The organism is Alsobacter sp. (genome assembly GCF_059501845.1).
The window spans coordinates 95211-120667 of record NZ_JCACDK010000011.1 but is presented as its reverse complement, the minus strand read 5'-3'; the positions used below and the strand labels follow the sequence as shown (position 1 = coordinate 120667).

Genomic DNA, 25457 nt, shown 5'->3' with positions numbered 1-25457 from the left:
CCGGCCCGCCTCGCGAAGCCGTGCGCGCACGCCTATATTGCAGGCAGGGAGGCGGGACGTGACGCATATCCCGAATGTCATCACGCTCGGGCGGCTTTTCCTCGTGCCGTTCGTGATCATCATGATCCTGCGACAGGAGTGGGACTACGCCTTCGCAGGCTTTCTCGTCGCCGGCGTCTCGGACGCGGTGGACGGCGCGCTGGCGCGTCGTTTCAACGTCCGCTCCGAGCTGGGCGCCTATCTCGATCCGCTGGCCGACAAGGCGCTGCTGGTCTCCATCTACGTCACGCTCGCCATCGTCGGCGTGCTGCCGGACTGGATCGCCATCCTCGTCGTGTCGCGGGACGTGATGCTGGTCGGCGGCGTCGTCCTGTCGTGGCTGTTGTCCAAGCCGATTGCCATCGATCCGTCGATGATCTCCAAGGTCAACACGGCCGCCCAGATCACGCTGGCGGCCGTGGCCCTGGGCGCGCACGCCTTCGGCGTCGAGGATCGCGTGTTCCTGCCCCAGCTCATGCTCGTCGTCGCAGCCTTGACGATTGCCTCTGCCGCCGCCTATCTCGCGCGATGGCTGCGCCACATGACGAAATGACGCTGAGGGTCAGAACCGTCCCGGAACCGGTTCCCGGCCCTGCGAGCGGCGGTCTCCTCCAGCGCGAGGTGGCGATCTGGATGGCGGCCTTCGCCGTCCTCGTCCTCTTCGTGTGGCTGTTCTCGTCGATCCTGCTGCCCTTCGTGGCCGGTCTGGTGCTCGCCTATTTCCTCGATCCAGTGGCCGACCGCCTGGAAAAGATGGGCATGAGCCGTCTTTGGGCGACCCTGGTGATCCTTGCCGTCTTCATCCTGCTCTTCGTCGTGGCGTTGCTCATCGTCGTGCCGCTGCTGGCCGGCAACCTCACCGAGTTCCTCGACAAGGCGCCAGACTATGCCCGCAAGCTGCAGCAGCTGATCATCGACAAGGGCGGCCCGGTTCTGAAAAGCCTCGGTCCGCGCTTCTCGGTGCCCGACCTGCAGGGGCAGGTCGGCGGCATCATCGCCAAGGGCGCCACCTGGCTGGGCGACCTGCTGGCCTCCATCTGGTCGGGCGGGCAGGCGCTCGTCGGCATCCTCTCGCTGATCGTCGTGACGCCCGTCGTCGCCTTCTACCTGCTGGTCGACTGGGACCGCATGCTCGCCAAGATGGACGCGTGGACGCCCCCGCGCCATCGCGCCACTGTGCGCCAACTCGCAACCGAGGTGAACGGCGCGATCGGCGGCTTCATCCGCGGCCAGGCCCTGGTCTGCCTGCTGCTGGGCACGTGGTACGCCGTCGGCCTCACGCTGGCCGGACTGAACTTCGGCTTCCTCATCGGCATGATCGCCGGGTTCCTGACGTTCATCCCGTATGTCGGCTCGCTCACCGGGCTCGTGCTGGCGGCGGGCGTGGCGGTGGTGCAGTTCTGGCCCGACTGGCTGTGGATCGGCCTCGTGCTGGCGGTCTTCTTCAGCGGGCAGTTCCTCGAAGGAAACATTCTCTCACCCAAGCTCGTCGGAGAGGCCGTGGGGTTGCATCCGGTGTGGCTGATGTTCGCGCTCTTCGCCTTCGGCTCGCTGTTCGGTTTCGTCGGCCTGCTGATCGCCGTGCCGGTCGCCGCCACCATCGGCGTGCTGGCGCGCTTCGCACTGCGAAGGTATCTCGCCAGCCCGCTCTACCGCGGCGAGGCTCCGCAATTGGAGCCGTGACCCTGTCCGGCGAGCAGCCACGCCAGCTCGCGCTCGACCTGCCGCTGGAGCCGCAGCTCGAGGCGGAGGATTTCCTGGTCAGCAACTCGAACGAGGCCGCCTACGCGGTGCTCGAGCGCTGGCCGGAGTGGCGGGATCCGATCCTGCTTCTGGTCGGCCCTCCCGGATCGGGGAAGAGCCATTGCGCCGCGGTGTGGGCCAAGCGCTCCCATGCCTGGCGCCTGACCCGCGCGTCCCTGCGCGATGCCGACGTGCCGCACCTCGTCTCGGCCGGCGCCCTCGTCATCGAGGACTGCGACCGTGCCGAGGGAAACGAGGAAGCGTTGTTCCACCTTCTCAACGCCGCCCGGGAACGCCGCACCTTCGTGCTGCTGACCGCCCGCACCAATCCGGGCGACTGGGGCGTGGCGACACCGGACCTGCTGTCCAGGCTGCGCCTTGCACCGATCGCCGAGCTCGGCGCGCCCGATGAGCCGTTGCTGCGCGCGATCCTCGTCAAGCTCTTCGTCGAGCGGCAGATCGTGATCGACACCACCGTGGTCGAGTTTCTCGTCGCGCGCATCGAGCGCTCGGTGGATGCCGCGCGCCGGATCGTCGGACTCCTGGACCGCGAGGCGCTGGAACGGGGGCGGCGCATTACGAGACCATTAGCTGCGGATGTTCTAAGGAGGCTGGAGGAGAACGGCGCCGGGGCTTGACCCCATCCTGTCGTTGAAATGTCGTACAGTGCTGGGAGAAGCGCGTGGAAAAGGCGACCGGGAGGCAACGCGTGGCGATCAGGAATCCAGAACCGGCTGCGAGGAGCCGGGCCAAGGCGCCGCCGAAAGCCGAGCCTGTCGTCGACATCGCGACGGAACCCGTGGCCGTGCCGGTCCCGCCGCCCGTGGCGCCGCCGGTTCCAGCCTCCGCGCCCGGTGCGAGCCTTGCCCAGCTGCCGCCCGACCGCTTCATCAACCGGGAGCTCTCCTGGCTGCAGTTCAACCGCCGGGTGCTGGAGGAGGCGAGCAATGCGAGCCACCCCCTGCTGGAGCAGCTGCGCTTCCTGTCGATCTCCGCCAACAACCTCGACGAGTTCTTCATGGTCCGCGTCGCCGGCCTGCGCGGCCAGGTCCGGTCGGGCCTGACCGAGAAATCGGATGACGGGCTGACGCCGGCCGAGCAACTCGTCCGGATCGGCGAGGCGGTATCGGTGCTGGCCTCCGACCAGCAGCGGCGCTGGCGCGAGCTGAAGGACCTGCTGCTCGAGACCGGCATTGTCCTCGTCGATGGCCCGGACGTGACACGGTCGGAGCAGGCGTGGCTGGAGGACTACTTCCTGCAGTACGTCTTCCCCGTGCTGACGCCGCTCGCGGTCGATCCTGCGCATCCCTTCCCGTTCATCCCGAACCTCGGCTTTTCGCTGGCGCTCGAGCTGTTCCGCCCGGCCGACGGGCGCACTTTGACCGCGCTGATCCGCGTGCCCAACAAGGTCGAGCGCTTCATCCGGTTCCCCGACTTCGCCGAGACGGGTGCGGCCCGCTTCATCCTGCTGGAGCAGGCCATCGCGATGTTCACGGGGCGGCTGTTCCCCGGCTACCAGGTGCGTGGTCTCGGTGGATTCCGTGTCATCCGCGACAGCGACATCGAGGTCGAGGAAGAGGCCGAGGATCTCGTGCGCCTGTTCGAGACGGCCCTGAAGCAGCGCCGCCGCGGGTCGGTGATCCGCCTCGAGGTCGAGGCCACGATGCCGGAATCACTGCGGCTGTTCGTGGCGGAGGAGTTCGACGGCACGCCGGACGAGCTCTTCAATGTCGAGGGCATGCTGGCGCTGAACGACCTGTCGCAGCTCGTCGCGCTCGACCGGCCCGACCTGAAGTTCCAGCCCTACAATCCGCGCTTCCCCGAGCGCATCCGCGATCACGCGGGCGACTGCTTCGCCGCCATCCGGCAGAAGGATCTCGTCGTCCACCACCCCTACGAGTCGTTCGACGTCGTCGTCCAGTTCCTCAACCAGGCCGCGCGCGACCCCAACGTCGTCGCAATCAAGCAGACGCTCTACCGCACCTCGTCTGACAGTCCGATCGTCAAGGCGCTGGCCGAGGCGGCGGAGGCCGGCAAGTCGGTCACGGCGCTGGTCGAGCTGAAGGCGCGTTTCGACGAGGAGGCCAATATCCGCTGGGCGCGCGACCTCGAGCGTGCCGGCGTGCAGGTCGTCTTCGGTTTTATCGAGTTGAAGACACACGCCAAGCTGTCGATGGTGGTGCGCCGCGAACTCGGGCAGCTGGTCTCCTACTGCCATGTCGGGACGGGCAACTACCACCCGATCACCGCCCGCATCTACACCGACCTCAGCTTCTTCACGGCCGACCCGGTGATCGCGCGCGACGTCTCGCGCGTCTTCAACTTCATCACGGGCTATGCGGAGCCGCAGGGGCTGGAGCGGATGGCGGTGTCTCCGCTGACCCTGAAGTCGCGCCTCCTGCAGCACATCGCCGAGGAGATCGAGCACGCGAAAGCAGGGCGTCCGGCGGCGATCTGGGCCAAGTGCAACGCACTCGTCGACGCCAAGATCATCGACGCGCTCTACGAGGCGAGCGCGGCGGGAGTGCAGGTCGAGCTGATCGTGCGCGGCATCTGCTGCCTGCGGCCGGGCGTTCCCGGCCTGTCCGAGAACATCCGGGTCAAGTCGATCGTCGGCCGCTTCCTCGAGCACTCGCGCATCTACTGCTTCGGCAACGGATACGGGTTGCCGCACCCGAAAGCGCACGTCTACATCTCGTCGGCAGACCTGATGCAGCGCAATCTCGACCGGCGTGTCGAGGCCATGATGCCGATCCTGAACCCGACGGTGCACCAGCAGGTGCTCGATCAGATCATGATCGCCAACCTGCTCGACAACGAGCAGAGCTGGGAAGTCCTGCCGGACGGGAGCAGCCGCCGGATCCATCCGGCGGAGGGCGAGACGCCCTTCAACGCGCACAAGTATTTCATGACCAACCCGAGCCTTTCCGGGCGTGGAAAATCCCTGAAAAGCTCGAGCCCGAAGAGTCTCGCAGCCCAGAAGAGCCGCTTCGAGGCCGTCATGGCGCAGAAATCCGGCATCGACATGCCGTTGGCGGCCGCGCCGGCGTGAGACCTTCGGCTCGCCAGCCGGACTGTCGCCGTGTATCGGTGCTCGGAAGAGCGCGCCCCTGTGTAGGGGGGCCGCGAGGGGACAAGCAGAGGCTGCATGCCGCAAGAGGCACAGGGACGGCTGCGGGTCGGTGACCCGATCGCCATCATCGACATCGGGTCCAATTCCGTCCGCTTGGTGGCCTATGAGGGCCTCACGCGGTCACCCACGCCGATCTTCAACGAGAAGGTGCTCTGCGGCCTCGGCCGCAACGTGCTGACCACCAAGCGCCTCCCGGCCGAGGCGATGGATAAGGCGCTCGCCGCGCTCGCGCGGTTCCGCGTGCTCTGCGAGACGATGGGCATCAGCGAAGTCAGGGTTCTCGCGACGGCCGCCGCGCGCGATGCGGAGAACGGCGCGGAGTTCCTGGCACGCTGCGAGAAGGTGACCGGCCAGCCGGTCGAGCTGATCTCGGGGAAGCGCGAGGCACGGCTTTCGGCGCTGGGCATTATCTCCGGCATCTGGAAGCCCGACGGGGTCGTCGGCGACCTTGGCGGCGGCTCGCTGGAGCTGATCGACATCAGGGGCCACAAGCTGGGGCAGGGGGTCTCGGTCCAGCTGGGAGGCCTCGCGCTGCAGGACCGCTCAGGCGGCAACATCAAGAAGGCGACGAAGATCGTCCGCGATACGCTGGACGACCTGCCGCAGATCGCGGCGCTGAAGGGCCGGACCTTCTACGCGGTCGGCGGAACGTGGCGCTCGCTGGCGCGGCTGCACATGTCCCAGCGCGGCTATCCGCTGCACGTCATGCACAACTACGTCATCCCATCCCGAGACGCCGCAGACTTCGCGGCGCTCGTCGAGCGGGTTGAGGCGGAGACCCTCGCAGCCATCGAGAGTGTTTCTGCCGCGCGCAGGCCGCTGCTCTCCTACGGCGCGCTGGTGCTGGAGCACATCATCAAGACCGGCAAGCCGTCCGAGGTCGTGATCTCGGCACTCGGCGTGCGCGAGGGCATGCTCTACGAGCTTCTCGACGACGCCCAGCGTGCGCAGGATCCGCTGCTCGTCACGGCGCGCGACCTGAACGTGCTGCGTTCGCGGGCTCCCCGGCATGGCGAGGAACTGTGCGGCTGGACCGACCGCTTCATGTCGTCCAGCGGCCTCGACGAAAGCGGTGAGGAGCGGCGACTGCGCCATGCAGCCTGCCTGCTCGCCGACATCGGCTGGCGGGCGCATCCCGACTATCGCGGCGAGCAGTCGCTGAACATCATCGCCCACGCCGGCTTCATCGGCATCGACCATCCCGGCCGCGCCTTCCTGGCCCTGGCCGTCGCATACAGGCACATGGGCCTGAACGACGACGAGGTCAGTCCCCGCCTGCGCGAGCTGGCGTCGACGCGCATGCTCGACCGCGCGCGCGTCCTCGGTGCGGCCATGCGGGTGGCCTACCTGCTCAGCGCGGCGATGCCCGGCGTCCTGCCCCGAGTGCCCCTGCACTGCTCGCACGGGACGCTTCGGCTCGACCTGCCGCCCGAGCTTTCGGCGCTGGCCAGCGATCGGCTGATGAACCGGTTGAAGCAGCTGGCCCGCCTGATCGGACGCACGCCGGCCATCGAGACGGTGCAATCCCCATCGCCTCGGTGAGGCGGGTGGACACGGAATGGGGCGCTGGAGCGGGCGGCCCAACCGGTCTGGCTGGTCGCGGATCCGCTAGCCAGATCGGTCCGGCGCTTCGCTGCTGGCGGTGATGCGGCTCGCTGCGCCTCAGCGCTCGACGCCGATCACCCTGCCGTTCTCGACCGCCAGAGCGAGCCGTCCGTGCTTGAGCTTGAGCGCGGGCTCGCCGAAGAGGTCCCGGCGCCACCCCTTGAGGGCGGGCACGTCGGCCTCGTCATCGGCCGCGATGGCTTCGAGGTCGTCGACCGTGCCGATGATCTTGGCGGCGACCTGCTGCTCCTCGCTCACCATCTTGAGCAGCACCTTGAGGAGGTCGACCGTGGCCTGGTTGAAGGGACGCCGGTTGTGGCGCTCCAGGGCGGGCAGGGACTTCGGGTCCTTCTCGAGCCCGCGTTCGACCGCGGCGACGATCTCGGCGCCGGCACGGGACCTCTCGAAGCCCGAGGGCACGGACCGCAGATGCCCCAGCGCCTCGACGGTGCGCGGTGCGGCAGAGACGATGTCCATCACAGCATCGTCCTTCAGCACGCGGCTGCGCGGTACGTCCCGCGACTGGGCTTCCCGCTCGCGCCAGGCGGCGAGTTCCATGAGCACGCCGAGTTCTCGCGGCTTGCGCACGCGACCCTTGAGGCGCTGCCAGGCATCCTCGGGGTGGGCGCGGTAGGTCTCGGGCGAGGTGAGGATCTGCATCTCGTTCTCGAGCCAGGGCGTGCGGCCAGTCTCCTCCAGCTTCTTCGCCAGCACCTGGTAGACGAGCCGCAGATGCGTCACGTCCGATTTGGCGTAGGAGAGCTGGGCATCGCTCAGGGGCCGCTTCGACCAGTCGGTGAAGCGCGAGGACTTGTCGATGCGCGCCTTGGCGAGGTCGTGGGCCAACTGCTCGTAGGACACACTGTCGCCGTAGCCGCAGACCATCGCGGCAACCTGCGTGTCGAAGAGAGGCACCGGAATGCAGTGGTCGAGATGCCAGAGGATCTCGACGTCCTGACGGCCGGAGTGCACCACCTTCATCACGGCCGGGTCGCGCATCAGCTCCAGGAACGGCGCGAGGTCGATGCCCGGGGCGAGCGGGTCGACGAGAACCACGTCCTCCTCGGTCGCCAGCTGCACGAGGCAGAGCTTGGGATAGTAGGTGGTCTCCCGCATGAACTCCGTGTCGAAGGTCACGAAGGCTTGCGAGGCGAGGCGCTTGCACGCGGCGCTCAGGGACGCGGTATCTGAAATCAGCGGCATTCTGCTCTGATAACGGGATTTCCGGCTGCTGTCGCCGTCGTTGCTTGCCGACGCCGCCGACGGGTGGCCATGCCGCCGGTCAAGACATGTGGAAAGGCTGCCGCGACGCTCAGTTGAGGTTCGAACTGCGGGTCCGGTATGTGCCGTCCTCGCCGACGACGAAGGCTTCGGCGACCTGGGGATGCCGAATCGGCTCGCCCGACGTGTCCGGCAGCAGGTTCTGCTCGGAGACGTAGGCGACGTACTCCGTATCGGCGTTCTCTGCGAAGAGGTGGTAGAAGGGCTGGTCCTTGGCGGGCCGAACCTCTTCCGGGATCGCGTTGTACCACTCTTCGGTGTTCGAGAAGGTCGGGTCGACGTCGAAAATGACGCCCCGGAAGGGGTAGACCCGGTGCCTGACGACTTGACCGAGCGCGTATTTTGCCTGTCGATCCTTCATTGCGGCTGTTCCGATACGCCTGCCCGAGCCGGCCTGTCAACGCGCCGGCCCCGTCAGGTTGACGCAGGCGCCTTCACAAACCGTAAGCGGACGCCTTGTCCGGATCCTTCGCGGCTACGCTCCGCGCCAGGTCGAGAATGACCCTGGCCTGCTTCCATGTCGCGTCGTCCTGCATCTTTCCGTCGATCATCACCGCGCCGCTGCCGTCCGGCATGGCCTCGACGATGCGGCGGGCGAACGCCACCTCCGCCGGATCAGGGCTGAACACGGCCTTGGCGATGGCGATCTGGGAGGGATGCAGGGTCCAGGCTCCGGCGCAGCCGAGGAGGAACGCATTGCGGAACTGCGCCTCGCATGCGGCGGCGTCACCGAAGTCGCCAAACGGGCCGTAGAACGCCTTGATGCCGGCCGCCGCGCAGGCGTCCACCATCCGGGCGGTCGTGTAGTGCCAGAGGTCCTGCTGCGCGACAGTGCGCGTCCCGTCGGCGGCGGGATCGCCGAGCACCGTGTAGAGCGGGTGGCCGCCGCCAACGCGTGTCGTCTTCATCCCGCGCGAGGCCGCAAGGTCGGCCGGACCGAGGCTGATGCCGTGCATGCGCGGCGAGGACGCCGCTATCGTGTCGACATTCGCCACGCCCTCCGCCGTCTCCAGGATGGCGTGGATCATGATCGGCTTGCGCAGGGCGTGGCGGGCCTCGAGCTGCGCGAGCAGCTGGTCGAGGTAGTGGATGTCCCATGGTCCCTCGACCTTCGGCAGCATGACGACGTCTAGCCTGTCGCCGACCTCGGCCACGATGCGGGTGACGTCGTCGAGCATCCACGGGCTGTTCAGGGCGTTGATCCGCGTCCAGAGCCCGGTTCTGCTCCAGTCCCCGGCCCGGGCCAGCGCGATGAAGCCGTCCCGCGCCGCCACCTTGGCATCGGCCGGGATCGCGTCCTCCAGGTTGCCCAGGACGATGTCGACCTGCCCGGCCAATTCGGGGACCTTGGCGCGAACCTTCTCGATGTGCGGCGGCACGAAGTGGATCATCCGCTCCAGCCGCACCGGCGGCTCGCGAAAGGGCTGCGGCGCACCGATGGCGAGGGGGCGGTAGAAGTTGCGCGCGAGCTTCATCGGTCGGTCTCCGGCCATGCTGCGGCGCAGTAAGGCGCGGAGCCCGCTCTGGCGCAATCGGCCATGCGGCTGAGACACGCGTTCAGCGCGCCCACCGCCGGTGCGCCCACATCCACTGCTCGGGATGTTCGCGGATCCACGTCTCGAACTGCGCCTGAAGGGCCGCTGTGCCGGCCAGCACGTCGGCGTCCTTGTCCGAGGTGCGCGGGACGGGAACGATGACCGTGCGCAACGTGAAGTGCGCCCCCTCCAGCCGGATCACCTGCGCGGCGACCAGCGGGATGTTGAGCGTCCGCGCCATCAGGGCAGGGAAGGGGGTGGACGGCGCCATCCGGCCGAAGAAGGGCACCTCGATGCCCTTGTGCTCGCGCAGATCGCCCAGGACGCCGATGCCGCCGCCTGATTTCAGCACCCGCATCAGCTTCAGCACGGCCTCGTGGCCCTTGCTGTACAGGCCGGCGGGGTAATAGGGGGCGCGCATCCGGGTGATGTAGCGGTCCACCAGGGGATTCTTCAGCCGCTGGTAGACGCCGGCGACATTCAGGCCTTCGCGCAGGCCCACCATGCTGGCGATTTCCCAGTTGCCCTGGTGCAGGCCGACGACCACCACGCCGCCCGCGCGGACCGCGGCCAGCGCCTCCGGCTGGTGGTGGATGGCGAAGCGACCGGTGTCCTGCCAGATCCGGTCCATGTGGAACGCCTCGCCGAACGTGCGGCCGAGGTTTTCCCACATGTCCAGGAGCATCTCCTCGCGCCGCGCCTCCGGGATCTCGGGCAGGGAGGCGGCGAGGTTCGCCCGTGCCCGCGCATGTCGTCGCAGGCGCGGAGCCAGCAGCCGCCAGATCTTGCCGGACACGGCGGAGGTGGTGTCGAGCGGAAGGGCACGCGCAATCCCGGCGACCAGAAGGAAGCCCCAGTATTCAAGGCGCATGAGAAACCCGGCGTCGGGGGGCGGCGTATCCGCCGGCTCCCGCGCCGGGCGGGTCTTGCTGAGCTCGTTCAATCCGGCCGATCCAATGCGTGCTCGCCCCCCTAGCATGACGGTTCTGCCGCAGGAAGTCCGCAGACCTGCCATCTCTGTGCCATGCAGCCTCGCACCGGCGTCCATTTCCCTTGCGCGCGGGATGCGCTATGCGCGTGGCGTTTCCCCTCATCGATGAGGTTTCGGTGAACGTCGCGACGCTGGCGCTCCCCTTCTTCGGCCTGATCGCGCTCGGCTTTGCCTGCGGCAAGCTCGTCCGCTATCCCGAGGCCGGGCTGCAGTGGATGAACTTCTTCATCGTCTACCTCGCTCTGCCCGCGCTGTTCTTCAAGCTGATCTCGGCCGCCTCCTTCGAGCAGCTCGCCAACGGGTGGTTCATCCTCGGGACGACCTTGTCGACGGCTCTCATCTTTTCTCTGTCGCTCGGAATCAGCCTGCTCGCGACACGGGGAGACGTGCGGCGCGGCGCCATCGACGCCGTGATCGGGGCCTACGCCAATATCGGCTATATGGGCCCCGGGCTCACCATCGCGGCGCTGGGCCAGGCGGCGATCGTGCCGGCGGCGCTGATCTTCGTTTTCGACAACATGATCCATTTCACCGCCGTGCCCTTCCTGATGGCGCTCGGCAACCGGGCGGGCATGCATCTCGGCCAGACCGCATGGTACGTGGTGAAGCGGGTCGTCACCCACCCTTTCAACATCGCCACCGCCGTCGCCGTGCTCGCGGCCTATTTCCGCTGGACGCCGCCCGAGCCCGTCGACGTGATGCTCACCTTCCTGAAAAACGCCGCGGCCCCCTGCGCGCTCTTCACCATGGGTGTCACGGTGGCGCTGCGCCCCGTGAAGGGCGTCGATGCGACGCTGCCGGTGCTGCTCTTCATCAAGCTCGTGGTACACCCGCTGCTGGTCTGGATCGTCCTGTCCGAGCTGGGCGACTTCGGCCGGGAATGGACGTTCACGGCCGTCCTCATGGCGGGATTGCCGCCGGCGCTGAACATCTTCGTGCTCGCCAACCAGTACCGGGTGAGCGTGGAGCGTGCCTCGTCGGCCATCCTCCTGGGAACGCTCGGATCCATCGTGACGGTCACGGCGCTGCTGGCCATGATCGCTGGGCACCTCGTGCCCTACGACATTTTCCGCTGAGGGGTCAGGCCGCGGGGCCGAGCCCCTGCCGCATCACCATGCGGCGCAAGGGCGGAATGGCCGCGATGGCCATCAGCCCCATGCTGCGGGCCGCATCGACCGGAGCAAGGCCGGCCAGCAGCGAGCGGTTGACGGTGTCGACGACCAGCGTCCGCGTCCGCACGTCGGCGCCTCGTGCCGTCTCGTAGCGGTGGAGCCTGTCTGCGGCTCCGGCATCACCCTTCGCCGGACCGAGAGCCTTCACCAGGGCGGCGACATCCCTCAGCCCGAGGTTCAGACCCTGTGCGCCGATGGGCGGGAACACATGCGCGGCCTCACCCACGAGTGCCACGCGCTCCGAGGTGAACCGGTCGACTGACAGGCCGGCCATCGGCACGCAGCCCCGGGGGCCGTCGAGGCGCATGGCACCGAGCATGGATCGGGCCTGCTTTTCCGCCGCCAGAGCGAAATCCGCGTCGGGCAGCTTCATCAGGCGATCGGCGTGCTGCGGCTTCGTCAGCCAGACCAGGCTGGAGCGCCGGCCTGGCAGCGGCACGAGGGTGAAGGGCCCGAACCGCGTGTGGAACTCGGTCGATGTCTCGCGGTGTGGCCGGTCGTGGGCGAAGATGGCGGTGATTGCCGACTGCGGATAGCTCCAGCCGCGGGAGCGGATCCCCGCCTGTTCGCGCACCTTGCTGTCGCGTCCGTCAGCGCCGACGAGGAGGTCGACGGTCAGGGTCTCGCCTCCTGCCAGGGTCATCGTTGCGCCGTCGGCATCGGCCGTGGTGGCGGAGACCAGTTCCTGCACCAGCGTCAGCCCGGGTGTTGCCGCCGCGGCCTCGGCGATCATGCCGACCAGGGCCGCGTTCTCGATGTTGCGGCCGAAGGCGTCGAGGTCGAGTTCGCGGGCGTGGAAGGAGACCGGCGGCGCGCGCAGGATGGCGCCGGTGTCGTCGACGATCGTCATCGTCTCCAGCGGCGACGATTCGGCTTCGAGGCGCTCGCGCAGGCCGAGCGAGGCGAGGAACTTCAGCGACCCGTCCATCACCGCGATGGTGCGCCCATCGCTGCGCGCCCGGCCCGGCCCGGCGAGCACCACGGACCAGCCCGCCCGGGCGAGCGCGATGCCGGCCGCGAGGCCGACCGCGCCGCCGCCTGCGATGCCGATGTCGAAGCGCCTGCGCTCCATGGCCAATGCCTCCGGGCTCTCAACAGGCTCTTCCCTGCCATAGCCCGCGCGACAGCACCATGGGGCCGGGGCGCGCACCTTGATCAGCGTCATCGACGAGCCGGCCGCAGTCTGCTTGGGTGAGGGCATGTCGCAGGCGAACTGGACAGGGGCCGGGAAGGCCACTCTCCCGCGCGGCGCCCTGGCGGGCGCTGCTTCCGTGGCCGTGCTCACCATCGCCGCCTGGGGTGCGCTCGTCACCCAGGCGCTGCAGCGCGGCGGCGACGCGGCTGCCTTCCTCGACACGCTCTGCAGCCCGGCCGGCTTCTCCGGAACAGCCGGCTTTGCTGCAGCCCTGCCGGCCAGCATGGCGCTGTGGGCTGCCATGGCCGTCGGCATGATGCTGCCGACCGCGGTTCCCATGCTGCTCGCCGCTTCTGATCGGCTGGAGGAGGCGCCGGGCCGCGCTGGTCCGGTTCCCGTGCTGGCCATCCTGGGCGGGTACCTCGGCGTCTGGCTGGCTGCCGCAGCGGTGCTCGCCTTGGTTCAGGCGCTAGGGAGCGCCCTGCTGATCTCACTCAGTTTGCCCGCCAACCTGACTGTCCCGGCAGCGGGCGTGGTCGTGGGAGCGGCTGGCCTGTGGCAGTTCTCTGCCTGGAAGCAGGCCGGGCTCGGCTTCTGCCGGCATCCGCTGCGAAGGCTGGAGGATGGCGCTGCCGTCACGACAGGGCGCGCGCTGCGGGAAGGCCTCGACCAGGGCCTGGCCTGCCTCGTCTGCTGCGCGCCGATGATGGCCGCGATGTCTGCCGCAGGCCTGATGAACGTGTTCTGGATGGCGGGGATGGCCCTCGTGATGACGGCCGAGAAGTTGATCGCCGCGCCGTGGTTCACCCGTGCCATCGGGATCGGCCTGATTGCAGGGGGGCTCGTCCTCTCGCTTTCGCAGGTGGGCCTCGGCACGGTCCTGCGCTACCTCAGCTCCTGATCGGCCGGGATCCGAGCAACACTCCACGCAAATCCGCATGGCCACGGCGAAGGCCGCTGGCGCTGCGACCCCGGCTGATGTTTTATCCGCACCGGCGCGGCTTCGCGCCATCTCCCGACGCGGGGGCGGCCGGCGCCCCTGTCCATCCTCGACCGGTGCGGCGCGTGACAGAATCCTCCGAAGACGAGCGACCTCCGCTCAAGAGCTTCGCCGAGCGCCTGCCGGCCTATCTCGTCCACTTCTTCACCGCTTCGGGCGGCGCGCTCGCCTTCTTCGCGATGTTCGAGGCGTTCTCGGGAGATTTCGCGCGCGCCTTCGCCTGGCTCGGCGTAGCGTTGATCGTCGACGGCGTCGACGGCACGCTGGCCCGTGCGCTGCATGTGCGCGAGCGTGTCCCCAACATCTCCGGCGATGTGCTGGACCTCGTCATCGACTTCACGACATACGTGTTCGTGCCCGCAGCCATTCTCGTGCTGGCCAACATCTGGTCGCGAGAATTCGCACTGGCCCTCGGCTTCGTCATCATCGTCTCGGCCGCGCTCTACTTCGCCGATCTGCGCATGAAGACGCCGGACAACTGGTTCGCGGGTTTTCCGGCGGTTTGGAACGTCGTGGTCTTCTACCTCGTCGTGTTCGCTCCCCCGGCATGGGTGGCGACGCTGATCGTGGCGGCCTGTGCGATCGGTCAGGCGACGCCGCTGGTCTTCGTGCACCCCTTTCGTGTGCAGCAGTTCAAGCCGGTCACGCTCGTCATGTGCGCCGTCTGGACGATCGCGGCCTTTGCGTGCGTGGCCGAGAACCTCAAGCCCGACTTCGTGACCACGGCGGTGCTGATCGTCTGCGCTATTTATTTCGCCGGGCTCGGGCTCCTGCGCAGGCTGCCGGCCACGCTGGAGAAGAGCCACTAGGTTTCTGCGTCCTTCCGTTTTCCGGAAGGGCAGACATTCTGAATTCGTTGGGGGAGGCCGATATTGCCGGCCGATATTTCATCCGACCCGGGTCACGGTCACGCCGTCCTACATCTTCCTGCCATCCACACCCTCTGGGTCGGTCCGGCCCTCGGACCCCTCGAGTGGCTGTGCCTGACCTCCTGGGTGAGGCAGGGCCACGAGGTCGTCCTGCACGCATACGAGCCAATGGAGGCTCCGCCCGGCGTGTCCGTGGTCGATGCCGGCCGCCTCTGTCCGAAGGAGCGGATCTTCCGGCACCGAAGGTCGGGGAGCCTCGCCGTGTTCGCAGACCTTTACCGGTGCATGATCCTCGCGCGCTTCGATGCCGCGTGGCTCGACGCGGACATCGTCCTCGTCAGACCTCTGCCAGACGCACCTGCTCTGCTTGCCGCCGAGAGGTCGCCGACGGCCCGGCAGGTCAACAATGCCCTCATGAGGCTGCCGCCGGAACATCCACTCCTGAAGTCCCTGCTGTCGCTCAGCCGGCGCCCGTTTGCGGCGCTGCCGTGGACGCGCCCGGCCAAGCTCGCTGGAATTCTCCGCGACAGTCTGAGGTGGCGGACGTTGGGCCCGGCCGTGATGCCCTGGGGCACTTTCGGCTATGTCGCCATCCAGAACCACATTGCCGCGCACGGCTTCGACGGCGTGATCCTCGGTCCCGAGACCTGCCTGACGCCGGACAGGGCTGACCTGTTCACGCCGGTGCAGGACGTCGACGCACTCCTCGCGTCCCCCGTCATCTACATCCACCTCTACCGCTCGCAGCAGACCGCGGATCTCGCGCGGCCCTTGCCCGGCAGCGTCTACGCGAGGCTGTGGGAGCTGGCCGGCCTGTCTCCCGGCGGGCGGTGACGGTCCGTCACTAGGCCGCTTCCCGCATCACCTGCGCCTGCGCTTCAGCCTCGTCGATGGTGCGAGCATAGGTGACGACCGGCTGCGTGAGCCCATGGGCGACGAGTTCGCGCTCGACGGCATCCGGTGCCCCCGCGAGGATCACGGACGTCCCTGCCTTGGCCGCCTTGCGAACGAAGCCGGAGAGGGACTGGGCCGCCGTGGAATCGACGAAAGGCACCCGGCTGAGGTCGAGCACGAAGACGCGCGGCGTCTGGCCGATGCGCCCGAGAACGGCGCTCACCTCCGCCGCGGCGCCGAAGAAGAACGGGCCGTTGATGCGGTAGACCATCACGTCGCTTTGTCCCTGTGGCCCGGTGTAGGGCGGGGTGTCGTCGGGGGTCTCGGCCTCGTCGGTCTCGATCAGGCGGGTGTTCGTCTCGACCTCGACCAGTTCCGCCATGCGGTGCATGAAGATGACGGCCCCCAGCACGACGCCCACCCCGATCCCTTCCGTGAGGTCACGGAAGACGGTGAGCAGGAAGGTGGAGAGCAAGACGAGGCTGTCGGCACGCGAGCGGCGAAGGATGGCGACGAATTCCGCCCTCTCCGCCATGTTCCAGGACACGACGGCGAGCACCGACGCCAGGGCCGCGAGCGGGATGTAGGCCGCCAGCGGGGCAGCCACGAGCATCAGCAGCAGCAGCACGATCGAGTGGGTCATGCCCGAGACCGGGCTGCGGGCACCGGCGCGCACATTCGTCGCGGTGCGTGCGATCGTTCCGGTCGCGCAGATGCCGCCGAACAGGGCGCTGGCGATGTTGGCGACGCCCTGCGCGACGAGCTCGCAGTTGGAGAGGTGCCGTCGACCGGTCATTCCGTCGGCGACGACGGCCGAGAGAAGCGACTCGATGCCACCCAGAATGGCAATGGCGACCGCGTCTGGCAGCACCGCGGCTGCCTTCTCCAGCGACATGGCGGGCAAAACGGGAGCAGGGAGGGTGGACGGAATGCCGCCGAACTTGCTGCCGATCGTCGCGACCGGGAAGCCGAACCTGGCCAGCAGAAGGGATAGCAACGACGCGGTCGCGATCGCGATCAGGAGACCCGGCCAGTGCGGCCGGACTTTTCGCAGCGTCAGGATGATGGCGAGCGAGATGGCGGTTACGACGAGCGCCGCGGGAGTCACGGTTCCCACCGAAGCCCACAGCGCTTCGAGCTTGGGCAGGAATGCCGCGGGTTCCCGGCCCGGGAGCGTCAGTCCCAGCAGATCCGAAATCTGGCTGGAGAAGATGATCACCGCGATCCCGGAGGTGAAGCCTACGGTCACCGGATGCGGAATGTACTTGATGTAGGTGCCCAGCCTCAGGAACCCGATGGCGAGCAGGATGACGCCCGCCATGATCGTCGCCAGCAGGAAGCCGTCGAAGCCATGGCGCTCGATCGTCGAAGCGACCAGGACGATGAAGGCCCCGGCGGGCCCGCCGATCTGGAACCGGCTGCCACCCAGCAGCGAAATGAGGAAGCCGCCGACGATGGCTGTGAACAGTCCGCGCTCGGGCGAGGCGCCGCTCGCCTTGGCGATGGCCATCGAGAGCGGAAGGGCCACCATCGCGACCGTGATGCCGGCGATCACGTCGGCTCGCAGTGCTCCGGCCGAATAGCCTTCACGCCAGACCGTGACGATCTTGGGCGTGAAGAGCTCGGAAAAGGTTGGCTGGTGGCGGCGGGGGGCGGGAGCGTGCAAGGTCGAGGATCCGGTCAACAGGTCTGAAATTTAACGTCGGCAGTATGTATAATTTGGAGCATGCCACACCACGCGCCTGTTGTGGAGTGCGTATGTCTCCTTAAGATGCGCCCTCTTTCCGGAGGCAGTATCCCATGGTGAAGGCCATCATCGTCCGCGAACCCGGCGGTCCCGAAGTCCTCGAATACGGTGACATCGAGCTGCCGCCGCCCGGCCCCGGCGAGTTGCGGGTCCGCCATCATGCGGCCGGTCTCAACTTCATCGACGTCTACCACCGGACCGGGCTGTACCCGCCGCCGGTCAAGCCCTTCATCCCCGGCAGCGAGGCCGCCGGCGACGTGATCGGGATCGGCGAAGGCGTGACGGGCTTCTCGGTGGGCGACCGGGTCGCCTATGTGGTGGGCTACGGCAACTACGCGGCCGAGCGCAACGTGCCGGCGAAGTCGGCGGTGAAGCTGCCGGACGGCATTTCCTACGAGACGGCAGCCGCCTGCATGCTGAAGGGCATGACGGCGCAGTACTTGCTGCGCCGGACCTACCGGGTCGAAAAGGGAGACACCATCCTCGTCCATGCGGCAGCGGGGGGCGTGGGTCTGATCCTGTGCCAGTGGGCGAAGCACCTCGGCGCCACCGTCATCGGAACCGTCGGCTCGCCCGAGAAGGCGGAACTCGCCAGGGCCAATGGCGCGCACCACACGATCGACTACCGCAAGGAGGACTTCGTCGCCCGCGTCGGCGAGATCACGGGCGGCGAGAAGTGCGCCGTGGTCTATGACGGGATCGGCAAGGCGACCTTCCCGGCCTCACTCGACTGCTTGCGGCCGCTCGGGATGTTCGCCAGCTTCGGCTCGGCCTCCGGCCCGATCGAGGCGTTCAACATCGGCCTCCTCGCGCAGAAAGGATCCCTCTTTGCGACCCGGCCGACGCTGTTCACCTACGTCGCGCGGCGCGAGGATCTGGAAGCGACGGCAAAGGACCTGTTCGACGTCATTCTCAGCGGAGCGGTGACGATTCCGATCCACCAGCGGGTTCCGCTCGCGCAGGCCGCCGACGCGCACCGTGCGCTCGAGGGTCGCGAGACAACGGGTTCGACCGTCCTGATTCCGTAGAGGACAATTCTGACGACCGCTCGCGAATCGCGAGCGGTTCGCGCTCAACTCTGCGCTTCGGAGAGCGCTCCAGGCGGGGCAAGATCAAAGCGGGGACTGCGGCGGACGATCAGGCTCGAACAGGCCGGCGGACGCAGGCAGCGGAGGGTGAGGGGCGATGAGCGGCGCCGATGGGACTGCGCGCGGCGGCAGCGCCACGTTGCCCGGCAGCGGCGACGTGCCGCTCGTCGCGTTGCGGGGCATCGTCAAGCGGTTCGGCACGCTAACCGCCAACGACCACATCGACCTCGACATTCGCGAAGGCGAGATTCACGCCCTGCTCGGTGAGAACGGTGCGGGCAAGTCCACCCTCGTCAAGATCCTCGACGGTCTGCTGCAGCCCAACGAGGGCGAGATCCTGTGGCAGGGCAGGGCGGTGACGCTGTCCTCGCCCTCCGAGGCAGCGGCGCTGGGCATCGGCATGGTGTTCCAGCATTTTTCCCTGTTCGACAACCTCACGGTGGCCGAGAACATCGCGGTGACACTGCCGGCCGGAATCGGCCGCGGCGAGCTGGCGGAGCGCATCGCCGCGGTGGGCAGCCGCTACGGCCTGGCGCTCGAGCCGGGGCGGCCGGTGTGGACGCTCTCGGCCGGCGAGCGCCAGCGAATCGAGATCGTGCGGGCGCTGCTGCGGGAGCCGAGGCTCCTGATCCTCGACGAGCCGACATCCGTGCTCACGCCCCAGGAGGCCGACACGCTCTTCGGCACGCTGGAGCGGCTGGCCGCCGGAGGGTGCGCGCTTCTCTACATCACGCACCGGCTGGAGGAGGTGAAGCGCCTGTGCCAGCGCGCCACTGTGCTGCGCAGCGGCAAGGTCGTCGCGGCCTGCGATCCCCGCCAGGAGAGTGTGGCGCGCCTGGCGGCGCTGATGGTCGGCAGCGAGGTGACGCAGGTTCGCCCGGCCGCCGAACATGCGCTGGGCGCGGTGCGCTTCGCCCTGTCCGGGCTGGATCTCGAGCCCGACGATCTCCATGGCATTGCGCTTCGCGGCGTGTCGCTGGCCGTACAGGGCGGCGAGATCGTCGGCATTGCCGGCGTGGCCGGCAACGGGCAGGCGGAGCTCTTCGCCGCCATGTCGGGCGAGACGCTTGCGAACGCCGCGTCAGCCGTGGCGATCGATGGTGTCCCGGTGGGCAGGGACGGGATCGACGCGAGGCGCCGTCGCAATGCGGCTTTCGTCCCCGAGGAGCGCAACGGGCACGCGGCCGCGCCGCGCTTCACCCTGTCGGAGAACATCGTCCTCTCCCGCCATGCGACGGGAGGCGTCGTGCGCGGCGGCTTCGTGGATTCGCGGGCTGCCAGGGCCGTTGCGGCGTCCGTCATCAAGGCCTTCGACGTGCGCAAGGGCCGCGAGGATCCGCAGGCGGGCACGCTCTCCGGCGGCAATCTCCAGAAGTTCGTCGTCGGGCGGGAGATCCTGCGCGAGCCCGGTGTCCTCGTCGTCAACCAGCCGACCTGGGGCGTCGACGCCGGCGCGGCCGCCACGATCCGGCAGGCGCTGATCGATCTCGCCGGGCGCGGTGCGGCGGTGGTCGTCATCAGCCAGGACCTCGACGAGATCTTCGCCATCGCCGACCGGATTGCGGTCATCCACGATGGCCAGCTGTCCGCGCCGGCTCCCGCCCGCGAGATCAGCCGCGAGGCGATCGGGCTGCTTATGGCCGGCAGCGGGGAGCGCCACCATGCGGCTTGAGCTCGTCCCGCGGGCCGACGTTCCCGGCTACGCCCGGGTGCTCGCTCCCGTGGCGGCCGTCATCGTCGCCATCCTGATCGGGGGCGTCATTGTCGCGCTCATGGGCCGCTCCCCGGCGCAGGCGCTCGACGTCTATTTCATCCAGCCACTGACGGAGGGGTGGTCGCAGGAGGCCATCGCGGTCAAGGCCACGCCGCTGCTCATCATCGCGGTCGGCCTGTCCTTTTGTTTCCGGGCGGGCCTGTGGAACATCGGCGCGGAGGGCCAGTTCATCATCGGAGCGCTGGTGGGCAGCATGGTGCCGCTCGCCACGCACGGCTCGGAAGCCGGCCCGTGGGTGCTTCCCGTAGCCCTGCTGATGGGAGCGCTCGGCGGCCTTCTCTACGCCCTCATCCCGGCGCTGCTGCGGGTGGCCTTCGGCGTCAGCGAGATTCTGACCAGCCTCATGCTGGTCTATGTCGCCGACCTCACGCTCGACTACCTCGTGCGCGGGCCCTGGCGGGACCCGCAGGGGTTCAATTTCCCCCAAACCGTGATGTTCGACCCCGGCGCGGTGCTTCCGGTGCTGACCGAGGGATCGCTGCACGCCGGAGTGCTGATCGCGCCGGTCCTGGCGCTGGTCGTGTGGATCGTCATGAGCCGGACGCTGTTCGGCTTCGGCGTTCGTGTGGCGGGTGAGGCGCCCAAGGCGGCGCGCTTCGCAGGCTTCAATGCCAACCGGCTCGTCGTCTCCGCCTTCTGCATCTCCGGTGCACTGGCGGGGCTGGCCGGCATCATCGAGATCGCCGGGCCGATCGGCCAGCTGAAGCCCGGCATCTCGGTAGGCTACGGATTCACGGCCATCACGGTGGCCTTCCTCGGGCGGCTGCACCCGCTCGGCATGATCTTCGGCGCGCTCGTCGTTGCACTGACGGTCATCGGCGGCGAGAACGCGCAGATTGCAATGAAGCTGCCGCTCGACCTCACGCGCGCCTTCCAGGGCGTGCTGCTGATGTGCGTGCTGGCTGCCGACGCTCTGGTCTCCTACCGCCTGCGCATCGTCACGACGGGGAGGGCCTGAGCATGCCGGTCTGGGAAGCCGTGCTGATGACGGTGGTGACGGCGGCGACCCCGCTGCTCATCGCCGCGCTGGGCGAACTCGTCGTCGAGAAGTCCGGCGTCCTCAACCTCGGCATCGAGGGCATGATGGCGGTCGGCGCTGCCTGTGGCTTCGCGGCCGCCATTCTCACGGGTTCGTCGCTCATCGGCATCCTCGCGGCCATTGCCGCAGGCATGGTCCTGTCCAGCATCTTCGCCTTTCTCGTTCTGGGGCTCGCGACCAACCAGGTCGCGTCCGGGCTCGCGCTCACCATCCTGGGCCTGGGCCTTTCCGGCCTCATCGGGGCGGGCTTCGTCGGCACGCAGCGCGAGGCGATACCGGCCATCTACGTTCCGGGACTGACGGACCTGCCGGCCGGTCACCTGCTGTTCGGCGAGAACCCGTTCGTCTACGTCTCGCTGGCGCTCGCCTTCGGCATCCTGTGGTTCCTCGGCCGGAGCCGGGCGGGGCTGACGTTGCGCTCGATCGGCGAAAACCACGTTTCGGCGCACGGGCTGGGGCTGCCGGTCGTGAAGGTGCGGCTCCTCGCCATCCTGTTCGGCGGCGCCTGCGCCGGGCTCGCCGGGGCCTATCTCTCGCTGGTCTACACGCCATTCTGGTCGCCCGGCATGACAGCAGGACGCGGGTGGATCGCGCTGGCTCTCGTGGTCTTCGCCTCGTGGAGACCGCTGCGTGTGCTGTTCGGGGCCTACCTGTTCGGCGGGGCGACGGTGCTCCAGCTGCATGCCCAGGCCGCCTCGCTGGGCCTGCCGTCCCAGGCGCTCAGCGCGCTGCCCTACGTCGCCACCATTTTGGCCCTCGTCGTCATGTCGCTGGGACGGCGGGGGGCCGTTTCAGCGCCCGGATCCCTCGGGGCCCCTTTCGTGCCGGACCGGTGAGGCCTAGGGTCTGGCATTAATCTTGCGGCGCCGCGCCGGTCGGGAACGGCACGGATGCCTTTGGAACATCCCGGTTTCGAGTGGAGAGATTGATGCGCAGGTTGATGACGGCAGTGGGCGCCCTGGCGCTCGCGGCGGCCCTCGCAGGGACCGCGGCCGCGGCCGAGAAGCTCAAGGTGGGCTTCGTCTATGTCGGGCCGATCGGCGACTTCGGCTACAGCTACCAGCACAACCAGGGCCGCCTTGCGGTCGACAAGGCGCTCGGCGACAAGGTCGAGACGACCTATCTCGAGAACGTGCCGGAAGCCGATAGCGAGCGCGCCATCGAGCAGCTCGCGCGCTCCGGGCACAAGCTCATCTTCACCACCTCGTTCGGCTTCATGGAGCCGACCGTCAAGGTGGCTAAGAAGTACCCGAAGGTCTTCTTCGAGCATGCCACGGGCTACAAGCGCGACAAGAACCTGGCCACCTACTCCGCCAAGTTCCACGAGGGCCGCTACGTCCAGGGCGTGATCGCCGGCAAGATGACGAAGTCGAACGTCATCGGCTACGTCGCGTCCTTCCCGATCCCGGAGGTCGTGTCGGGCATCAACGCCTTCATGCTGGGGGCCCAGTCGGTCAACCCCGACATCAAGGTCAAGATCGTCTGGGCCAACACCTGGTTCGATCCGGGCAAGGAGGCGGACGCCGCAAAGGCGCTGCTCGACCAGGGCGCCGACATCATCACGCAGCACACCGACAGCCCGGCCCCGCTGCAGCAGGCCGAGGCCCGCGGCAAGCTCGCCTTCGGGCAGGCTTCCGACATGATCCGCTTCGCGCCCAAGTCGACGCTGACGTCGATCGTCGACCACTGGGATGACTACTACATCGCCCGCGTGAAGGCGGTCCTCGACGGCACCTGGAAGTCCGAGGACACGTGGGGCGGCTTCGCGGCCAATATGGTCAACATGGCGCCGTTCACCAACATGCCGGACGACGTGAAGAAGGCTGCCGAGGACACCGAGGCCGCCATCAAGGCCGGCACTCTCAATCCCTTCAAGTGCCCGGTCATCGACCAGGACGGCAAGGAAGTGGAGTGCAAGGGCAAGGGCGCCCTCTCCGACGAGCAGGTTCTCGGCATGAACTTCTACGTGAAGGGCATCGACGACAAGCTGCCGAAGTAAGGCGGGCGGCTCGGTCCCCATCTCGATGCGGTGCAGCACCCGGGACCGCCGCGCGGCGGCGCGTCCCGGGTTGCTTCGTCGCTTCGCTCCTCGCAAGGACGCGAACACCGTACCCGTCCTTGCGAGCGAAGCGAAGCAATCCAGCCTGAGCCGAGTTGAAGGCCATGCGAATTATCAAGGGCGATATCCGGATCCTTGTCTCGTTCGAGGATGAAGTGCTGCTGGTGCTCGTGCTGCGCGTGGCCCATCGGCGGGAGATTTACGACTGATGCCGGGAGCCGGAACCGACCGCACGCGGCCTGCGCTGGAAGGCGGCCCGGCCGTGATCCTCGTCGAGCCCCAGCTCGGGGAGAATATCGGCATGGCAGCGCGCGCCATGGCGAATTTCGGCCTCTCGGATCTGCGGCTCGTGCGGCCCCGCGAGCGCTGGCTGCATGCCAAGACACGCGCCGCCGCAGCGGGGGCGGAGTTCCTCCTCGACCACGCCCGCATCTTCCGGGACGTGACGTCGGCGGTGGCCGATTGCGCCTTCGTCTACGCGACGACCGCGCGCGAACGTGGGCAGGGCAAGATCGTCGTCGGCCCGGCCGAGGCGGGGCCGGCGATGGTGGCGCGGCGCGATGCCGGCGAGACGATCGGCGTCCTCTTTGGCCGCGAGCGCACCGGGCTCGAGAACGACGATATTGCCTTGGCCGACCAGATCCTCACCTACCCCGTCAACCCGGCCTACGCGTCGCTCAACCTCGCCCAGGCGGTGCTGATCCTGGGCTACGCGTTTCGCAATGCCGCGCAGACGCCGCTTCCGTTCTCCTATACGCCGCGCTGGCCGCCGGCCTCGCGGGAAATGGTCCATTCCTTCTTCGGGTATCTGGAACAGGCGCTGGAGGACCGCGGTTTCTTTCGGCCGCCGCACAAGCGCCCGGTGATGAGCCGCAACCTCCGCAATATGTTCCACCGCATGGAAATGACCGAGCAGGACGTGCGCACCTGGCGCGGCATGATCGTTCGCCTCGTCGAAGGGCCGCGCGAGCCGCAGACGCGCAAGCGCAAGGGTCCCAAGCAGACGCCGAAGGGCACCCGCCCGGCGCCGCCGCAAGGCAGTGACGAATGATGGACGCGGACGTCGTCGTCGTCGGGGCCGGAGCGGCGGGGATCGGAGCCGCGCGGGTACTGGTCGAGGCCGGGCGGACCGTTGTCGTTCTCGAGGGACGGGAGCGCGTCGGTGGGCGGGCCTTCACGGACACGCTCCACGGCATGCCGTTCGACGCCGGCGCGGCCTATGTCCACTTTGCCGACCGGAATCCGTGGGTCGCCGTCGCCCGGAACCTCGGCGCCGCTCTGGAACCGCACGAGGGCTGGGACCGCGGCAGCGCCTGGCGGAATGGCCAGGAGATTCCGCCTGCCGAGCGCGCAGCCTATGCGCAGGGTTTCGACCGGTTCCTCGATCGCGTCCATGCCGTCACGCCGGACGCCGACAGGTCACTCGCGGCGCTGGCTAGTCCCGAGGACAGCGCAGCCGCGGATGCGGCACGCCGCTACGGGCGGCAGGCCATCGGCGAGGATCCCGAGCGCATCTCGGCCGCTGACATCGCCGCGTCATGGGAGGGGCCGGACCTCGTGGTGCCCGGCGGCTATGGGCGCCTCGTATCCGCCTATGCGGACGGGCTGCCGGTCAAGCTCGGGGATCCCGTGATCGCGATCCGGTGGGACGGTCGGGGCGTGGCGGTGGAGACGGCGTCGGGCGTGACAGTCCGTGCCGGCCACGCCGTCGTCACGGTGCCCACCGGCGTCCTCGCGGCCGGCCGCATCCTCTTCACGCCCGCCTTGCCGGACCCGACACTCGCAGCGATCCGCGACCTTCCCATGGGAGCGCTCACCAAGGTCGCCCTCGCGTTCGACGGGGAGCGGTTCGGCATTCCGCCCTGGCGCTACCTGCGTGACCTCGATTTCGGCTTCGCCTTCGGCGCCTGGCATTTCGGCCGCAATCTCGTCATCGCCACCATCGGCGGCGACGCCGCCCGCGAACTCGTGCGCGCCGGCGAGGAGGCCGCCGTGGACGCGGCGCTCCAGGTCTTCTGCGGCATCGTGGGCGAGGGTGCCCGGCTCCATGTCACGGGCGGGGAGCTGTCGGCGTGGTGGGCAGACCCGTTCAGCGAGGGCTCCTACGCGGTTGTGCCGCCGGGCAGGCTCGCCGCACGCGCGGCACTGGCCCAGCCGGTCGGCGGCAGGATCTACTTCGCCGGCGAGGCAACGGCCGGGCCGGCCTGCATGACCGTGGGAGGTGCGCTGCTGGAGGGCCGCCGCGCTGCTGCCTGCATCCTGTCCGGTCTCCAGGATTGATCAGGGGCGTGCGGAAAGTTACGCCGCCTTAACCACGCCACGGCTCTGATGCATGACGCCTGCCAGCAGGGTG

Annotated in this window: 22 protein-coding genes; 16 read left to right on the top strand and 6 right to left on the bottom strand. The window is 68.4% G+C overall.

Annotated elements, in window-relative coordinates:
• Positions 1 to 58 precede the first annotated feature (58 nt).
• The 5 genes from AC5JCN_RS08005 to ppx all read left to right on the top strand — a co-directional run bounded on the left by AC5JCN_RS08005 (position 59) and on the right by ppx (position 6457).
• Positions 59 to 592: a CDP-alcohol phosphatidyltransferase family protein gene (locus tag AC5JCN_RS08005; protein WP_495754508.1), complete on the top strand. Its 534-nt coding sequence runs from the start codon at positions 59 to 61 to the stop codon at positions 590 to 592.
• An 80-nt stretch (positions 593 to 672) separates the two neighbouring features.
• A complete protein-coding gene (locus AC5JCN_RS08000; RefSeq protein ID WP_495754507.1) occupies positions 673 to 1722 on the top strand; it encodes an AI-2E family transporter in 1050 nt (349 codons plus the stop codon).
• Positions 1719 to 2420: a P-loop NTPase family protein gene (locus tag AC5JCN_RS07995; protein WP_495754506.1), complete on the top strand. Its 702-nt coding sequence runs from the start codon at positions 1719 to 1721 to the stop codon at positions 2418 to 2420. The genes AC5JCN_RS08000 and AC5JCN_RS07995 overlap by 4 nt, the downstream gene beginning before the upstream one ends.
• Positions 2421 to 2605: 185 nt before the next feature.
• Complete coding sequence (locus tag AC5JCN_RS07990; RefSeq protein WP_495754946.1) at positions 2606 to 4834, top strand: RNA degradosome polyphosphate kinase; 2229 nt, start codon at positions 2606 to 2608, stop codon at positions 4832 to 4834.
• Positions 4835 to 4930: 96 nt separating this feature from the next.
• Positions 4931 to 6457, top strand: a complete 1527-nt coding sequence (ppx, locus tag AC5JCN_RS07985) for an exopolyphosphatase (RefSeq protein ID WP_495754505.1) — start codon at positions 4931 to 4933, stop codon at positions 6455 to 6457.
• Between the two features lie 120 nt (positions 6458 to 6577).
• Here ppx and rnd read toward each other — a convergent pair whose 3' ends face one another.
• From rnd to AC5JCN_RS07965, 4 genes are all read right to left on the bottom strand, one after another.
• The gene (rnd, locus tag AC5JCN_RS07980; protein ID WP_495754504.1) at positions 6578 to 7723 is read right to left on the bottom strand and encodes a ribonuclease D; all 1146 of its coding nucleotides are present in this window, start codon (positions 7721 to 7723) and stop codon (positions 6578 to 6580) included.
• A 109-nt stretch (positions 7724 to 7832) separates the two neighbouring features.
• Positions 7833 to 8162, bottom strand: a complete 330-nt coding sequence (hspQ, locus tag AC5JCN_RS07975; RefSeq protein ID WP_495754503.1) for a heat shock protein HspQ — start codon at positions 8160 to 8162, stop codon at positions 7833 to 7835.
• A 73-nt stretch (positions 8163 to 8235) separates the two neighbouring features.
• Entirely contained in the window at positions 8236 to 9276 is a 1041-nt protein-coding gene (locus AC5JCN_RS07970; protein ID WP_495754502.1) for an HpcH/HpaI aldolase/citrate lyase family protein, read from the bottom strand.
• A gap of 82 nt (positions 9277 to 9358) precedes the next feature.
• Positions 9359 to 10279 carry a lysophospholipid acyltransferase family protein gene (locus AC5JCN_RS07965; protein ID WP_495754501.1) on the bottom strand — a complete coding sequence of 307 codons (921 nt, stop codon included), beginning with the start codon at positions 10277 to 10279 and terminating at the stop codon, positions 9359 to 9361.
• Between the two features lie 134 nt (positions 10280 to 10413).
• Between AC5JCN_RS07965 and AC5JCN_RS07960 the strand changes: the two genes are divergently transcribed.
• Positions 10414 to 11403, top strand: coding sequence for an AEC family transporter (locus AC5JCN_RS07960; RefSeq protein ID WP_495754500.1), 990 nt, complete (start codon positions 10414 to 10416; stop codon positions 11401 to 11403).
• 4 nt (positions 11404 to 11407) lie between these two features.
• Here AC5JCN_RS07960 and AC5JCN_RS07955 read toward each other — a convergent pair whose 3' ends face one another.
• Positions 11408 to 12571: a UbiH/UbiF family hydroxylase gene (locus AC5JCN_RS07955; protein WP_495754499.1), complete on the bottom strand. Its 1164-nt coding sequence runs from the start codon at positions 12569 to 12571 to the stop codon at positions 11408 to 11410.
• Between the two features lie 79 nt (positions 12572 to 12650).
• Between AC5JCN_RS07955 and AC5JCN_RS07950 the strand changes: the two genes are divergently transcribed.
• The 3 genes from AC5JCN_RS07950 (at position 12651) to AC5JCN_RS07940 (ending at position 15337) form a co-directional block, all read left to right on the top strand.
• Complete coding sequence (locus tag AC5JCN_RS07950; RefSeq protein WP_495754498.1) at positions 12651 to 13535, top strand: copper chaperone; 885 nt, start codon at positions 12651 to 12653, stop codon at positions 13533 to 13535.
• Between the two features lie 164 nt (positions 13536 to 13699).
• The gene (locus tag AC5JCN_RS07945; protein WP_495754497.1) at positions 13700 to 14443 is read left to right on the top strand and encodes a CDP-alcohol phosphatidyltransferase family protein; all 744 of its coding nucleotides are present in this window, start codon (positions 13700 to 13702) and stop codon (positions 14441 to 14443) included.
• A 321-nt stretch (positions 14444 to 14764) separates the two neighbouring features.
• Positions 14765 to 15337, top strand: a complete 573-nt coding sequence (locus tag AC5JCN_RS07940; protein WP_495754496.1) for a hypothetical protein — start codon at positions 14765 to 14767, stop codon at positions 15335 to 15337.
• Positions 15338 to 15347: 10 nt separating this feature from the next.
• On the opposite strand, the gene AC5JCN_RS07935 is transcribed toward AC5JCN_RS07940, so the two are convergent.
• Positions 15348 to 17063, bottom strand: a complete 1716-nt coding sequence (locus tag AC5JCN_RS07935) for a SulP family inorganic anion transporter (RefSeq protein ID WP_495754495.1) — start codon at positions 17061 to 17063, stop codon at positions 15348 to 15350.
• Between the two features lie 134 nt (positions 17064 to 17197).
• On the opposite strand from AC5JCN_RS07935, the gene AC5JCN_RS07930 reads away from it, so the two are divergent.
• The 7 genes from AC5JCN_RS07930 to AC5JCN_RS07900 all read left to right on the top strand — a co-directional run bounded on the left by AC5JCN_RS07930 (position 17198) and on the right by AC5JCN_RS07900 (position 25384).
• Positions 17198 to 18172, top strand: a complete 975-nt coding sequence (locus AC5JCN_RS07930) for a quinone oxidoreductase family protein (protein WP_495754494.1) — start codon at positions 17198 to 17200, stop codon at positions 18170 to 18172.
• Between the two features lie 157 nt (positions 18173 to 18329).
• A complete protein-coding gene (locus tag AC5JCN_RS07925; protein WP_495754493.1) occupies positions 18330 to 19904 on the top strand; it encodes an ABC transporter ATP-binding protein in 1575 nt (524 codons plus the stop codon).
• Positions 19894 to 20964 (top strand): ABC transporter permease, encoded by a 1071-nt coding sequence (locus AC5JCN_RS07920; RefSeq protein WP_495754492.1) that lies wholly within the window; start codon positions 19894 to 19896, stop codon positions 20962 to 20964. Before AC5JCN_RS07925 ends, AC5JCN_RS07920 begins: the two co-directional genes overlap by 11 nt.
• A 2-nt stretch (positions 20965 to 20966) precedes the next feature.
• Positions 20967 to 21881: an ABC transporter permease gene (locus AC5JCN_RS07915; RefSeq protein ID WP_495754491.1), complete on the top strand. Its 915-nt coding sequence runs from the start codon at positions 20967 to 20969 to the stop codon at positions 21879 to 21881.
• A gap of 92 nt (positions 21882 to 21973) precedes the next feature.
• Complete coding sequence (locus AC5JCN_RS07910; protein ID WP_495754490.1) at positions 21974 to 23044, top strand: BMP family ABC transporter substrate-binding protein; 1071 nt, start codon at positions 21974 to 21976, stop codon at positions 23042 to 23044.
• 268 nt (positions 23045 to 23312) lie between these two features.
• Positions 23313 to 24155: an RNA methyltransferase gene (locus AC5JCN_RS07905; RefSeq protein WP_495754489.1), complete on the top strand. Its 843-nt coding sequence runs from the start codon at positions 23313 to 23315 to the stop codon at positions 24153 to 24155.
• Positions 24152 to 25384: a flavin monoamine oxidase family protein gene (locus tag AC5JCN_RS07900; RefSeq protein ID WP_495754488.1), complete on the top strand. Its 1233-nt coding sequence runs from the start codon at positions 24152 to 24154 to the stop codon at positions 25382 to 25384. Before AC5JCN_RS07905 ends, AC5JCN_RS07900 begins: the two co-directional genes overlap by 4 nt.
• Positions 25385 to 25457 lie beyond the last annotated feature (73 nt).

Coding starts and splice junctions, on each gene's coding strand:
- AC5JCN_RS07905 (WP_495754489.1), top strand. CDS start 23,313: ATGCCGGGAGCCGGAACCGACCGCACGCGGCCTGCGCTGGAAGGCGGC.
- AC5JCN_RS07925 (WP_495754493.1), top strand. CDS start 18,330: ATGAGCGGCGCCGATGGGACTGCGCGCGGCGGCAGCGCCACGTTGCCC.
- AC5JCN_RS07900 (WP_495754488.1), top strand. CDS start 24,152: ATGATGGACGCGGACGTCGTCGTCGTCGGGGCCGGAGCGGCGGGGATC.
- AC5JCN_RS07955 (WP_495754499.1), bottom strand. CDS start 12,571: ATGGAGCGCAGGCGCTTCGACATCGGCATCGCAGGCGGCGGCGCGGTC.
- AC5JCN_RS07920 (WP_495754492.1), top strand. CDS start 19,894: ATGCGGCTTGAGCTCGTCCCGCGGGCCGACGTTCCCGGCTACGCCCGG.
- ppx (WP_495754505.1), top strand. CDS start 4,931: ATGCCGCAAGAGGCACAGGGACGGCTGCGGGTCGGTGACCCGATCGCC.
- AC5JCN_RS08000 (WP_495754507.1), top strand. CDS start 673: ATGGCGGCCTTCGCCGTCCTCGTCCTCTTCGTGTGGCTGTTCTCGTCG.
- hspQ (WP_495754503.1), bottom strand. CDS start 8,162: ATGAAGGATCGACAGGCAAAATACGCGCTCGGTCAAGTCGTCAGGCAC.
- AC5JCN_RS07930 (WP_495754494.1), top strand. CDS start 17,198: ATGGTGAAGGCCATCATCGTCCGCGAACCCGGCGGTCCCGAAGTCCTC.
- AC5JCN_RS07970 (WP_495754502.1), bottom strand. CDS start 9,276: ATGAAGCTCGCGCGCAACTTCTACCGCCCCCTCGCCATCGGTGCGCCG.
- AC5JCN_RS07910 (WP_495754490.1), top strand. CDS start 21,974: ATGCGCAGGTTGATGACGGCAGTGGGCGCCCTGGCGCTCGCGGCGGCC.
- rnd (WP_495754504.1), bottom strand. CDS start 7,723: ATGCCGCTGATTTCAGATACCGCGTCCCTGAGCGCCGCGTGCAAGCGC.
- AC5JCN_RS07915 (WP_495754491.1), top strand. CDS start 20,967: ATGCCGGTCTGGGAAGCCGTGCTGATGACGGTGGTGACGGCGGCGACC.